Below are 14799 nucleotides of genomic sequence, written 5' to 3'. Positions count from 1 at the left end.
TCAACATATAATTTCGTCTCATCTAAATTTAGAAAAGGCGGAAACTGAAAAGCCTTACAACAGAGTACGTAATAACTCATAAAACCTTACAATCATGTTTAATTTAAAATATAAACTTTTAACCATTATTCTCTTATTATTTATAGTATCATGTGAGAAAACAGATTCTATAATAACGGATTCAGATACTAAAGAAGAAATATCTGAAGTTTCGGACGATGAAGCAAAAATTGTTTTAACCAATGGAAATATAATACGTTTTCATCGTATCAATGATGGAGACTTAAAGGGAACTTTTTTACTCGAAGAAAGTGATTGCCAAGAATGCTCGGTTCTAAATAATATTACAGAGCTAGCAGGAAGAGAATTATCAGAACAAGAAATATTCTGGGCACTTTCAGAATCAGGAACTCAAATCCCATCTTTTCTAAAATTAAAAAAAGAAGATATTGCTTCTAAAAGCAGCGAATTACAAGAACAAGGCTGGGCAAGAGGAGTTGCACTAGATTTACCTATAACAAATGAAGGCAATCCTACTCGTATTGTAGCTTGTAAAAACAGTGATTTTACTAGTTCTATAGCCTATGGGTTTTTAGGAACTCCCGAATTTGTAGCATTAGACAAAACCCCTAATAATTATAATGGTTTTGTTAATGATTGTGCTAGTGTACCAGCTTCCTACTGTAATAAAGGGCCCAGATATAAGCTCCATGCTGTGATGAACAAGATCAGCAAATGGAAAGGTAAAATCTGTAGTAAAGCTGTTCAGAACAGAAGTAATGATCATATAGCTTCTAACATTACAGGTGGTTTCTGCCAAAGCCCTCCTTGTAATGCCTATGTCGGACCAGAATTATACTTTGAATATTACTCTAATGGAAAATGGAAATCCATGAAAAACCCTAATGGATTGTATCCAGAAGGTTTTGAAGTTCCTGCAAATACTACTAAGGTGTATACCTATTCGTGGAATACAAAAACAAACACATCTTTTCGACTACGTGTGAAAAACGCAATGGGTAAAGATCAATTTGATTTTATGATGGATCGCGAAGATGTTGTCATTGATGACGGAAATGATGGAGGTGGCGGAGGAAATGGAGATGGTACTCCCAATCCAGAAGATTTCCCTCAATTACCAAGTCATATAGAACTCTCTGGAGGGCACAATATCATTGTAGATTTTACAACAATTATTGATGAAAATCCGAAAATTACTATTCCTGTAAGTTATCTCCCTGAATTACCGCAATATGATGGAGAAATTATCTTCCCAAACAATTTCTGCGGTATGAGAATCCTAAAAGCAGATAGGTTTATATGGTTAGATCAAGGAGGACAGGTTGTAGATACATTCCCATACAATTATGTCCCAGAGAATGGCCCTGATGATTCTATTCAGGAATTATTTGGAGATAATTATTATTTAGGAGGTGTGGAATTTACTGGACCTATAGGAGCTTGCGATGAGGCAAACGAAAACTGGTCTTTCCCGTATCCGTTTACACAAACTGATCCTGTAATGAACGAACCATTAAAGTTAGTTATCGAATTGCTTGCTGGAAGTGAAATTGAGTTCTTAAACTACAATATTCATCCTCAGGAGCCACTTGGTGCAGATGAATTGTTTGAAGATGTAGATTTTAACGAACTTATAGAATTCTTCAACGAAACCTTTTACGAAGGCTTTGAAAACTGGATTGACTCAGTATGCGAAGAAAATCCCGCAGATTGTCCTTTACAGGATTAAATAATAAAAAGAAAATACTGCTGTATTAAAATAACATTAATGTGGCAGTATTTCTTCTTTTAACACTTCAATATCTTCTAGTAGGCGATCAATTTCTTCTTCTTTGGTTCCATCATAGAATCCACGAATACGTTTCTTTGTATCTACTAAGACAAAATTCTCTGTATGAATCATATCATACGGTCCTCCATCGCCATCAGATTTAGCCACTAAGTATGACTTTCTAGCAAGGTCATAGATATGTTTTTTGTTTCCTGTTACTAAATTCCACTTAGTATCATCTACTCCTTTTTCTATAGCATATTTCTTTAATTTAGGTACACTATCGGTTTCAGGAATAACAGTATGTGATAGTAACAAAACCTCTTGATCATTTTTTAATTTCTCCTGAATCGTTTTCATATTGCCTGTCATTATTGGACATATCGTTTGGCAAGTAGTAAAGAAAAAATCGGCAACATAAATTTTATTTTCATAGTTGTTTTGAGTTACCTCTTCCCCATTCTGGTTCATTAAACTAAAATCAGCTATTTTATGATACTTGCGCACGTGCTGAATCGTACTGTCTACCAATTCCAAATTCACCATATCTGGTTCATAAACACTGAGAACCCGTTTTGGTTTTAGAATAGTATATATAACGGAAATAATAATACAGGATAATATAAATAATACTATTGCAAAAAATTTGTACTTGGCAAAAAAACGAAGCATACACATATTTTTAGAGCTGCAAAATTACAAGGATTATCATGGATATAATTACTGTTTTCCCTAAAAAATTACTAAAACCAACATCTCCCTCCTTGATTTCTTTCATAAACTGGTCTAAAAGGTTACTTTTGCGTGATTTAATTTTGAAATGAGCCATACAAAGTAATTGATAATGATCGATATGATTCTTGGCAAATTCAATCTTACATTTAAAAAAGATAGTAATATAAATAGATGAAATAAGACCTATGAGTCCCATTATTGTAAAAGCGTTACAACTATTATTAAGTTTATCAATCCTAATCGTTCTTCATGAATTAGGACACTTTATCCCTGCTAAATTGTTTAAAACAAGAGTGGAGAAATTTTACCTGTTTTTTGATGTAAAATATTCATTGTTTAAGAAAAAAATAGGCGAAACAGTTTATGGAATAGGTTGGTTACCTTTAGGAGGCTATGTAAAAATAGCTGGAATGATTGATGAAAGTATGGATAAAGAGCAAATGGCTGGTCCTCCGCAACCATGGGAGTTTAGATCTAAACCAGCTTGGCAACGTTTAATTATTATGTTAGGTGGTGTAACGGTAAATATTGTTCTTGGATTTCTAATTTATATGGCAATTATATTTACTTGGGGTACTTCGTATGTAAGTGCAGAAGATATTCCTAATGGATACGAGGTTGCAGAAATTTTTGAAGAGCTCGGATTTAAGGATGGCGATAGAATTATGCAATTAAACGGAGAAGATTTTAAGGATGCTACGGATATCAACATGTATCTTTTCTTAAGAGACGTACAAAACATTACAGTATTATCTGCTGATGGAAGCACAAAAACTATAGATGTTCCTGAAGATATAGGAGGAAAAATGTTCGAAGAAGGTGTTATGGAGCCTTTTGGTATACGATTAGCACCTGTATTAGATACTGTTTTGGTTGATAGGCCTGCTTATGCAGCTGGACTTAGAAAAGGAGACCATATTTTATCGGTTAATGACGAAAAGATTGAATGGTGGCATGAATTCCAAAAGGCAGTAAAACCTAATGAGGAAAAAGAGATTAAAATCAACTACTTAAGAAATGGGGTTGAAGAGAGTATTTCTGTTAAAACAGATGATGAAGGAACTATTGGTGTAAGACCTGTATATTATAAAATTAATTCTGATCAATATTCTTTTGGTCAAAGTATCAGTAAAGGTTTTGATTATGGCTATTGGAAATTGCATGACTATATAGCTCAGTTCAAATATGTCTTTACCAAAAAAGGTGCTACGCAAATTGGTGGTTTTGCAGCTATTGGTAACTTATTTCCTCCTGTATGGAGCTGGCCAGCATTTTGGGCTACCACAGCATTTATCTCAATTATATTAGCATTTATGAATATTCTACCAATTCCAGCGTTAGATGGTGGTCATGTAATGTTTTTATTATATGAAATCATTGCAGGAAAAAAACCAAATGATAAGTTTATGGAATATGCACAATTGGTTGGTTTTGTAATCCTAATTGCTTTATTATTATTTGCCAATGGTAATGATATTTACCGCGCAATTTTCGGAAAGTGATAAAAAATTAAAAAAATCTTTTTGAGTATCAAAAATTAGTATATATTTGCACTCGCAAAAGAGAAAAACACTCTATATTTGCAAAAGCATTTTCCTCCTTAGCTCAGTTGGTTAGAGCATCTGACTGTTAATCAGAGGGTCCTTGGTTCGAGTCCAAGAGGGGGAGCAAAACAAAGCCTTAACTTTACTAAGTTAAGGCTTTTTTGTTTTAACTCTTTTGGGTGAGAAATTTAGCCTGAGCATAGTTGAAGTAAGCCAAAAGAGGAAAGTAAAAGTCCAACTGTAATGTTGAACTTTTTTACATTTATAACTATAAAGTGATGTTACAATCTTCTAAAATGAAGTGTTGCTAATAATACCCATTCCCAAGGATTAGCGCAATTAAACATACAAAGTGCATTTTCTAGATTCTTCTTTTTATTTTTTTTCAACAAAAAAATAGGGTGTTTTCAAATTCAGCTGTATTGAGTACAATACAACTATAAAAATCTTTAAAAGCCCCTTTATATGAGATCAATTTTTACGCTACTCTTTTTTACCTTGTGTATACAAATAAATGCCCAGCAAGCATACTTGGTAAAAGATATTAATACTGGCTCAAGTTTTGGTGCCAATGTCGATAACTTAGTAGAATTCCAAGGGTATTTATTTTTCTCAGCTGAAGATGATCCGCATGGAGACGAACTTTGGGTAAGTGATGGAACTCCCGAAGGAACACATTTATTTGTAGATATAGAATCAGGAGCTCCAGGTAGTTCGCCAACAGAGTTAACAATATTCGAAGATAAATTATACTTCAGAGCAAGGGATGCTGTTTATGGTCAGGAATTATGGGTAACTGATGGAACTCCTCTAGGAACAAAACGTATTATTGATTTGAATCCTGGTCCAAACAGTGGTAGAATTGCAAATATTACTGTTTTTAATAACAAATTATATTTTACTGCAGACGATGGTGTACACGGTACCGAATTATGGGAAAGCGATGGTACAGAGACAGGTACCAAAATGGTAAAAGATATTTATGTAGGGAACCAATTCAATAGTTCATATCCCAGGTATTTAACGGTGTATAATGGTAAGCTATACTTCTCTGCCAATGATAGTAGTGAAAATGGAACAGAATTATGGGTAACCGATGGTACCGAAACAGGAACACAATTGGTTAAAAATATCAATCCCAACATATATGGTTCAGGATATCCTTTAGATATTACTGTTTTTAATAACAAACTATATTTTAGAGCTTTTGATGGTATACAAACAGAGCTATGGGAAAGTGATGGAACTGAAGCAGGAACAAAATTGGCTGTAGATATTTTTCCTGGTGGAGACTCCTACCCTTTTGGTTTTATTGTGTTCAACAGCAAGTTATATTTTACAGCAAATAATGGTTCTTCAGGACGAGAATTGTTTGAAAGTGATGGAACTTCTTCTGGAACAAAACTGGTAGCTGATATTAATCCAGGGAACTCAGGTTCAAACCCAGAAGACTATATCATTTTTCAGAATAAGCTTTTCTTTAATGCCTATAACCCTTCAACCGGAGTTGAATTATGGGAAAGCGATGGTACTGAAACAGGGACACAATTAGTAAAAGATATTTATTCGGGAACTAATGATGGTAATCCTCAAAACTTTTTAGTATTTAACAATCAACTTTTTTTCTCTGCTAAAGATGCATTTGGAGGGTCTCAATTATGGGTAAGCGATGGTACCGAAACAGGAACAAATCAATTGTTAAAAATAGGAGAGAGTTCTACAGCATCCAACGCCAGATACTTTATCGATTATAACAACGAGGTTTATTTTAGAGCAAGAGACGGTATTCATGGTACTGAATTATGGAAAAGTGATGGTACCGAAGATGGAACCGTAATGGTAATGGATAATAATCCTGGTAGCGGTAGTGGAGCCGACAATATGCTTGGAGTAATAAATGGTAAATTATATTACGAAGGAGACGATGGAATTCATGGAAATGAATTATGGGAAACCGATGGTACCGCTGCAGGAACAAAATTGGTAAAAGATATCAATCCAGGAAATGGGGACTCTTACACGGACAAAGCTGTAGTATTGAACAATAAACTATATTTTAGAGCAGAAGATCCTGCCTATGGTTCAGAATTGTGGGTAAGTGACGGAACAGCTGCAGGTACTCAACGTTTTACAGACATAAATCCTGGAACGGGTCATAGCTTTATTACTGAATTGGTAGTGTTTAACAATAAACTATATTTTGGAGCTAATGATGGTGTTCATGGGACAGAGTTATGGGAAAGTGATGGTACCGAAGCAGGTACTCGATTACTAAATGATATAGTTACAGGAACCTATGGTTCTTCTCCAAGATATTTCAAAGTTTACAACAACAAGCTATATTTTAATGCTTGGGATGCTATTCATGGCGAAGAATTATGGGAAACTGATGGATCCACTGCTGGAACCAAATTGGTAAAGGATATGTATCCAGGAAGCTTAGGATCTAGTCCACAATGGATGGCTGTGTATCAAAACAAACTATATTTCAAAGCTAATGATGGTATTCATGGATCAGAATTATGGGAAAGTGACGGAACTGAAGTAGGGACAAAATTAGCAGTAGATATTAGAGAAGGTAATAATGGTTCTTCTGTTAGAGAATTAGTCGCATTCCAAAATCGTTTATATTTTAGAGCCAGTGATGGGGTATTTGGGAGCGAACTATGGACAAGTAATGGAACTCCAGAAGGTACTTACTTAGTGGCTGATATGAGACCTGGTTCAGGTGGTTCTTCTTTGGACGACATGGTTATTTCTAATGGTAAATTATTCTTTAATGCTGATGATGGTATTTATCAAGAAGAAGTTTGGGCATTTGAACCTTTTGATTGTAGTACGCTTACCTCAACCGTTCTTTATGTAAGCTCAACAGGAACAGAAACGAATAACGGAGGTTCCTGGACAGAAGCAACATCTTTACAACATGCATTGAAACTAGCACAACAATGCCCTAATATTCAAGAAATTTGGGTACAGCAAGGAACCTACAAACCTGGAAAAAATAGATTCAATACATTTTCTATTCCCAGCAATGTTAAAATCTACGGAGGTTTTGATGGTACCGAAACCAATATTGCACAAAGAGATTGGGTAGCAAATATTACTATTTTGAATGGAGATATTGGTATTCCTGAACAAATTTCAGGAAACACGCTGACCTTATTAAGTTTGCAAAACACAAATAACGTACACATTGATGGATTTATTATTGAAGAAGCGAATGCAGAATTTGATAACTTCATAGATAATTTAGCAGATACTCGAGGAGGAGGTATCTATCTAAAAAATGCCAATAATAGCAGTATCGTAAATTGTATTTTTAGAAATAATTTTGGACAGGAAGGTGCTGCTGTATACCATACTTCAGGAAATAATACTAAATTCATCAATTGTTTGTTTTACGAAAATGAAGCACAACAAACTAGCCCTATTTTTGTGGAAGCAGATACAGCAAACCTCATCAATACTACCTTGGTAAATAATACGGCTGTTTCTGGTAACGGGATTTTAGGAACTAAAGACGCAACCATAACATTAACGAATAGTATTTTAGAAGGTACACATACCTTAAACTTCAATACTACAGGAACAGGAAGCTTGACAGCTAACTACAGTTATCTTAAAGGCGAAAATCCAACAGGAACAGGAAATATAGACGGAACATCGATTACGGATGTATCCTTTAAAGATGTAGCAAATAAAGAGTATACCTTACTAAGAAATTCGCCTTTAGTAGATAAAGGAAATAATTCAACGAATACAGAAACCAAAGGATTAGGAGGAAATGAACGCATCATCGATGGTGATCTGGATATGACCAATACGATTGATATTGGAGCTTATGAGTATTCTAGATTATCACAAACCATCACTTTCAATTCTTTGGCAGATGTTATCTATGGTGATACTAACCTTGATTTAACAGCTACCAGTGATTCTGGCTTAGTAGTTACCTATGTTAGTTCTGATACCAATGTAGCAACAATTTCGGGTAACACAGTTACATTAATTGGTGCAGGGACTACTACTATTACCGCAAGTCAAGCTGGAAATACAGAATACCTTCCTGCTTTGGATGTTAGTCAAACCATAACGGTAAACCCAAGACCGATCACTGTTACTGCAGATGCTGGTCAAAGCAAAGTATTCGGAGCTATTGATCCAGTATTCACTTACGCAATCACCAACGGAAACCTAGTAGCAAATGATGTATTGACAGGAAGTTTAACAAGAACAGCTGGAGAAGATGTAGGAACTTACCCTATCAATCAGGGAACCTTAGGTAATCCTAACTATGATATCGATTTTGTAACTAATGATTTTGAAATCATTAAAGCGGATCAAATCATTACATTCAATCCTTTGACTGATGTTATTTACGGAGATCCAGATTTTAACTTAAATGCAACTACTGACTCTGGTTTAACTGTTAACTACTCAACTTCGGATACCTCGGTCGCAACCATTTCGGGAAACACCGTAACTATTGTAGGAGTTGGAAGCACAACGATTACGGCAAGTCAAATTGGAAATACAAACTATAATACTGCTCCTGATGTTACCCAAACATTAACCGTAACTCCAAAAGCTATTACAATAACTGCTGATAGTGGCCAAAGCAAATTGATTGGTACTTCAGACCCAATACTTACTTATTCAATCACTAATGGATATTTAATAGCTGGTGATACATTTATAGGTAACCTTGAAAGAGCTACAGGAGAAGATGCAGGGACCTACCCTATTAATCAGGGAACATTAAATCATCCTTATTACAACATTACCTTCGCATCTAATAGTTTTGAAATTATCAAAGCAACCCAGACAATTACTTTTAATCCTTTAACAAATGTTACCTATGGAGATTCAGATTTCAACTTAGGAGCTAGTACAACCTCAGGATTAGAAATTAGTTATAGTAGTTCTAATACAAATGTAATTAACATATCAGGAAATACGGTAACTATTGTTGGAGCAGGCTCCACCACTATCACTGCCAGACAAGAAGGGAATGGAAATTATAACGCTGCTGTAACAGTTAGTCAGACTTTAACAGTACTTCAAAAAGCTATTACTATTGCTGCTGAAACTGGTCAAACAAAAGTATTCGGTGCTATAGATCCAATATTCACTTATGCTATTACTACTGGAAACCTTGTAGCAAGCGATGTACTCACAGGAAATCTAGGAAGAGTCTCTGGAGAAGATGTAGGGTTTTATTCTATTAATCAAGGAACATTGAGTAATTCTAACTACGACATTACTTTTGTAATTAATGAGTTTGAAATTACCAAAGCAACTCAATCCATTACTTTTGATCAATTAACCAATGTACATTTTGGAGATCCAGCATTTGACCTAAATGCTATCGCTTCTTCAGGACTAGCAATTACATACAGTACTTCTGACAATAATATAGTCAATATATCAGGAAATAAAGCCTCTATTATGGGTGAAGGATTTGTAGTTATTTCAGCATATCAACCTGGTAATGAGAACTACCTTCCAGCAAATTCTGTAGCTAGAGTTTTAACAGTATTACCTGGTCAAATTGATGAAGCATTAATAAAACTATATCCGAATCCTGTAGTAGATGAAATCCAAATTTCTGAAATCCCATCAAATAATCGCTTATCCATTTATAACTCAAACGGAAGGTTAGTAAAACAAATAATTGACTATTCAAAAGAAGAAACTATACCAGTAGTTAATCTCCCGTCTGGAATTTACTTGGTAGAAATAGTACTTTTCGATTATAGGGCAAAAACAATCATAAAGAGATTTATCAAAAACTAAATATAGGTTATAATCAATACTTATAAAGACTGTCTAAAATGGCAGTCTTTATTGTTTTATAATCTTTACACAAAGTCTATCATTCATCTTTTTAAATTCCTTGAAGAGGATATCTTTTATTGTTAAGGATTTTTACATACTCACCAAAAAACTGAAAGAATTGAATCTTTTCCTTTCTTCAACTGCCATTCATTTTAACTCTAATTATATGATAATTATAGAAATAAAAGCTAAATTTAGGTCATAAAGGGTTTTTCAAATCCATTATCTTATCGGTCTAATAGCCTTTTAAAACCTTAAAAACACACATTATCACTTATATGTTCAAGATATAAATGATATTAAATCTTCTTATCCAATGGAAACAATCGCTAAACAACCACAGGTAAAAAATTATATAAACGGTCAGTTTGATAGAAATGGTCAAAACTCAATGGATATTATAAGTCCTCTTGATGGAACCGTGATCTCTACACTTCCTTTATCTACAGGTCAAGATGTTGACAAAGCAGTACAAGCTGCAAAAAAAGCATTCCCTGCTTGGTCATCTATGACCTTTAAAGAACGAGTGCAAATCTTTTTTAGATACAGATCCCTGTTAGAAAAAAACATAGACGAATTAACCAATTTAGTAAGGATAGAAAATGGTAAAACCTACGGAGAAGCTAAAGCCGAAGTAGAAAAAAGTATGGAGTTATGTGAGTTTGCTGTATCTATACCACAAATCATTGTAAATGAAGTACAAGAAGTTAGTAAAGGTGTTGAATGTAGAATAGAGCGTAAACCATTAGGAGTGGTAGCATCTATAACACCCTTTAACTTTCCTAATATGGTTCCACATTGGACAGTTCCCAATGCATTGGTGCTTGGTAATACCATGATTATGAAACCATCAGAATTAGTACCACTAAGTACAGTTCGAATGGCAGAACTATTAAAAGAAGCTGGTTTACCTGATGGAGTGTTTAATATTATCAATGGCGGAAAAGAAGTTGTAGAGTCCATCTGTGATCATCCTGATATTGAAGCAGTGTCTTTTGTTGGTTCTACAAAGGTTGCTAAAATCGTTTATAAAAGAGCCACTTCTAACTTAAAAAGATGTGTTGCTTTAGGTGGTGCCAAAAATCACTTATTAGTTTTTCCAGATGCCAATCCAGAAATGACCGCATCTAATGTAGTTGCATCTATGACTGGTTGTGCAGGTCAGCGTTGTATGGCCGCATCAGTAATGGTAGGAGTAGATAAAGTACAACACATTATTGATAAAATGGTAATCGAGGCTAAAAGTATCATTCCAGGTGAAAATTTAGGATCTGTAATTACTGCAGAAGCTAAAAAACGCATCGAAGGATATATCGCTGAAGCAGAATCTAATGGAGCCACCATATTAGTAGATGGCAGAAATTCTACTGTGACAGGAAAAGAAGGAGGTTATTATGTAGGACCTACAATCATAGATCATGTTACTACAGACATGTCTGTAGCTCGAGAAGAAATTTTTGGTCCAGTAATTTCGATTATAAGAGCTAAAGATTTAGATGAAGCCATTGAGATCGAAAACGGATCCAATTATGGTAACGCTGCTGCTGTATTTACACAAAGTGGTGGTCTTGCAAAACAGGTAATGGAACGTGCCAGTGCTGGAATGATTGGAGTCAATATTGGAGTACCTGTTCCTCGTGAGCCGTTTTCTTTTGGTGGATGGAATGAATCAAAATTTGGTGTTGGTGATATTACAGGTCGAAGTTCTATCGAGTTTTGGACACAAAACAAAAAAACAACAGTTAAATGGAATCCAGAAGCTCGAACAAATTGGATGAGCTAACTTCCTTCAAAAGTGTCTAAATTCTTTTTCTACTAAAATTAAACTATCTGCATGAGTAACCAACAAATTGTGAAAAATAACCTTGATTACACCCTTTTTTCATGGGCTAAACAGGGAAATCTAAATCCTATCAATGCTTCACACGCCAAAGGATCATATTTTTATGATAGAGATGGAAAAAAATATCTTGACTTTTCATCTCAATTAATGAATGTAAATATTGGTCACGGAGATCAACGCATCACAGATGCTGTGGCAAAACAGATGAAAGAGGTTAGTTATCTTTATCCAGGAATGGCTACTGATATTCGTGGAAAACTTGGAAAGAAACTAGCGGAAATAACGCCTGGAAATTTAACCAAAACATTCTTTACATTAGGTGGAGCCGAAGCAGTAGAAAATGCAATTAAACTTGCCAGAATTTACACAGGAAAGCATAAAATTATTACCCATTATAGGGCCTATCACGGAGCAACCTATGGCGCTATTTCTGCAGGAGGCGATCCTAGAAAATTTGCAGTAGATAGTCAAGCCATGCCAAATGTTGTTCATGTAGAAAATCCATATGCATATCGGTGTCCTTGGAATTCTACTTCGATTGAAGAATGTGGAGAACGAGCATTAGCTCATTTAGAACGAGTAATTAAATTCGAAAATCCCGACGGCATCGCAGCAATTCTTTTTGAAGGAGAATCTGGTTCTTCTGGGTGTATTAAATACCCTCCAATGTATTTAAAAAAGGTACGAGAACTGTGTGATACCTACAATATTCTATTAATAGACGATGAAACGATGAGTGGTTTTGGTAGAACGGGTAAAATGTTTGGTATTGATCATCATAATGTTACTCCTGATATCATGTGTATGGCCAAAGGACTAACTTCTGGTTATCTGCCTCTTGGCGCTATGACGGTTACTGATACTATTGCGAATCATTTTAATGACAATCCAATGATTCTAGGATTAACATACTCAGCTCATCCAACTTCTTGCGCTGCCGCATTCGCAAATATTAAAATCATTGAAGAAGAAGACTTAGTTAATAAAGCAGCCAAAATGGGAGTCTATATTGAAGCACAAATCGAAAAACTAAAAACTAAACATCCATCCATTGGAGATTTCAGAAATACAGGATTATTAGGGTGTATTGAATTGGTTAAAAATCGTGAAACCAAAGAACCGACAACTCCTTGGAATGCTGCGCCAGATCAAATGGAAGTAACTCATAATATGGCGGCAAAAATTAGAGAGTTAGGCATGTTTACATTTGTTCGGTGGAATTGGATTTTTATTGCACCACCTTTAAATGTAAGCAAAGAAGAAGTTGATGAAGGATTAGAAATTGTTTCACAAGCAATTGCCATTGCTGATCAATATTGTAATTAGGTATATGAGTAAGGATATAGTAGAATTACGTGAAGATGTTTCTCAATCACCATTATACAGTGAAGATTTGGCTCCTGTTTTATCCAAAAACAGAACCTGGAGTAAATGGCATTTAGCAGCAATTTGGGTAGGCATGGCAGTTTGTATTCCTACCTACTTGTTAGCATCGTATATGATCAAAACAGGTTTAAATTGGTATGAAGCGCTGATTATTATAGGATTAGCAAATTTGATTATTACCATCCCAATGGTTCTAAATGGTCATGCAGGAGTAAAATACGGTATTCCTTTTCCTGTAATTGGCCGTGCAGCTTTTGGTATCAAAGGTGTTCATTTAGCTTCGGTAGCAAGAGGTATTATCGCTTGTGGATGGTTTGGAGTACAAACCTGGATCGGTGGATTGGCTATCTATGCTATTTTTCATGCAATTATGGGTACTCAAGCTGAACTAGGGCTATCAGTAGGAAAGTTTGTTGGTTTTGGTATATTTTGGCTCATCAACATCTACTTTATTTGGAAAGGAACAGAAAGTATCAAATGGCTAGAAACCTATTCAGCACCTATTTTAGTTCTTATAGGGTTAGCTCTTATTTATTGGAGCTATACTGAAGCTGGTGGAGCATCTATTGTATTAAAACAAAGCCAACAACTAGAATATACGGCAGCGACCATTACCGAAAAGGATAATACACTATTTCTTACGTTAAAATCTTTAAAAGATAAAGAAGGAAACCTAAAAGTTGACGAGTATAAGATCATTTCTGATGAGAAAAACAATTGGACTATTTTTACTGAACAACCTATCCCAATCACAGCAATAGAAAGTACCGAAAACATTATATCTGGTAAAGAAAAGATCCAACTTCAATTTAGAAATATAGAAGATAGTACTCCTGTATTGTCGAGCATAGTTTCTGCTAAGGTTATGTTATCAAATTCGAATCAAGCAGAAAGTAAACTCTGGAGTTATTTGTTGTGGCTAACTGCTATGGTTGGTTTTTGGGCAACAATGTCCATAAGTATAGCCGATATAACGCGTTTTGCATCTACTCAAAAGGATCAGGTAGTTGGTCAGTTTGTAGGTCTTCCCGCCACGATGATGTTATACTCATTTGTAGGGATCTTTGTAACCTGTGCTGCAATTATCAATTTCAAAGATATTTTAATTGCGGATGATGCGCCATGGGATCCAGTTTCACTAATTTCAAAATTTAAGAGTCCAACAGTGGTTGTTATTGCACAAGTTTTTATGCTTATCGCAACATTAAGTACCAATATTGCAGCCAATGTTATCGCACCTTCCAACGCTTTTTCGAATCTATGGCCTAAAAAGATTAGCTTTAGAATGGGAGGTATTATTACAGGAATCATCGGAATCTTAATAGCTCCTTGGTGGTTGCTTAATGAAATTTCTGGATTTTTAATTTTTGTTAGCGGATTATTGGGCCCTGTTTTAGGAATATTGATTGCCGATTATTATTTGATAAGAAAAAAGAAACTAGAATTAGCAGAATTATATAAAGAACAAGGAATATATTCTTATGGAAAAGCTGGTTTCAATAAAGCTGCAATGATCGCTCTTTTTATTGGTGTGTTTTTAGCCTTAATTGGATATTGGGTACCACAACTAGAGTTCTTGTATTCATTATCATGGTTTACTGGATTTATCATCTCATTCGTATTGTACTATTTTCTAATGAAACAAAAACATAATTAAT

The 14799-nt window shown here is 34.9% G+C and carries 7 protein-coding genes and 1 tRNA gene; 7 read left to right on the top strand and 1 reads right to left on the bottom strand.

Features of this window, described 5'->3' with window-relative positions:
• Positions 1-94: 94 nt before the first annotated feature.
• Positions 95-1750, top strand: a complete 1656-nt coding sequence (locus QBK95_RS17380) for a hypothetical protein (protein WP_280935824.1) — start codon at positions 95-97, stop codon at positions 1748-1750.
• A gap of 36 nt (positions 1751-1786) precedes the next feature.
• On the opposite strand, the gene QBK95_RS17375 is transcribed toward QBK95_RS17380, so the two are convergent.
• The gene (locus QBK95_RS17375; protein ID WP_280935823.1) at positions 1787-2464 is read right to left on the bottom strand and encodes an SCO family protein; all 678 of its coding nucleotides are present in this window, start codon (positions 2462-2464) and stop codon (positions 1787-1789) included.
• Positions 2465-2712: 248 nt separating this feature from the next.
• Between QBK95_RS17375 and rseP the strand changes: the two genes are divergently transcribed.
• From rseP to QBK95_RS17345, 6 genes are all read left to right on the top strand, one after another.
• Positions 2713-4029: an RIP metalloprotease RseP gene (rseP, locus tag QBK95_RS17370; protein WP_280935822.1), complete on the top strand. Its 1317-nt coding sequence runs from the start codon at positions 2713-2715 to the stop codon at positions 4027-4029.
• Positions 4030-4121: 92 nt separating this feature from the next.
• Positions 4122-4195 (top strand) — tRNA-Asn (locus QBK95_RS17365).
• A gap of 341 nt (positions 4196-4536) precedes the next feature.
• The gene (locus QBK95_RS17360) at positions 4537-9870 is read left to right on the top strand and encodes an ELWxxDGT repeat protein (RefSeq protein WP_280935821.1); all 5334 of its coding nucleotides are present in this window, start codon (positions 4537-4539) and stop codon (positions 9868-9870) included.
• A 358-nt stretch (positions 9871-10228) separates the two neighbouring features.
• Positions 10229-11695, top strand: coding sequence for a CoA-acylating methylmalonate-semialdehyde dehydrogenase (locus tag QBK95_RS17355; protein WP_280935820.1), 1467 nt, complete (start codon positions 10229-10231; stop codon positions 11693-11695).
• A 51-nt stretch (positions 11696-11746) separates the two neighbouring features.
• On the top strand, positions 11747-13081 hold the full coding sequence (locus QBK95_RS17350) for an aminotransferase class III-fold pyridoxal phosphate-dependent enzyme (protein ID WP_280935819.1): 1335 nt from the start codon (positions 11747-11749) through the stop codon (positions 13079-13081).
• Between the two features lie 4 nt (positions 13082-13085).
• Positions 13086-14798 (top strand): NCS1 family nucleobase:cation symporter-1, encoded by a 1713-nt coding sequence (locus QBK95_RS17345; protein ID WP_280935818.1) that lies wholly within the window; start codon positions 13086-13088, stop codon positions 14796-14798.
• The last annotated feature ends 1 nt before the right edge of the window (position 14799 follow it).

It is taken from the genome of Aquimarina mycalae, assembly GCF_029906345.1.
Classification (GTDB): domain Bacteria; phylum Bacteroidota; class Bacteroidia; order Flavobacteriales; family Flavobacteriaceae; genus Aquimarina.
Note: the sequence above shows the minus strand (reverse complement) of the source record. Positions and strands in the feature narration are given on the sequence as shown.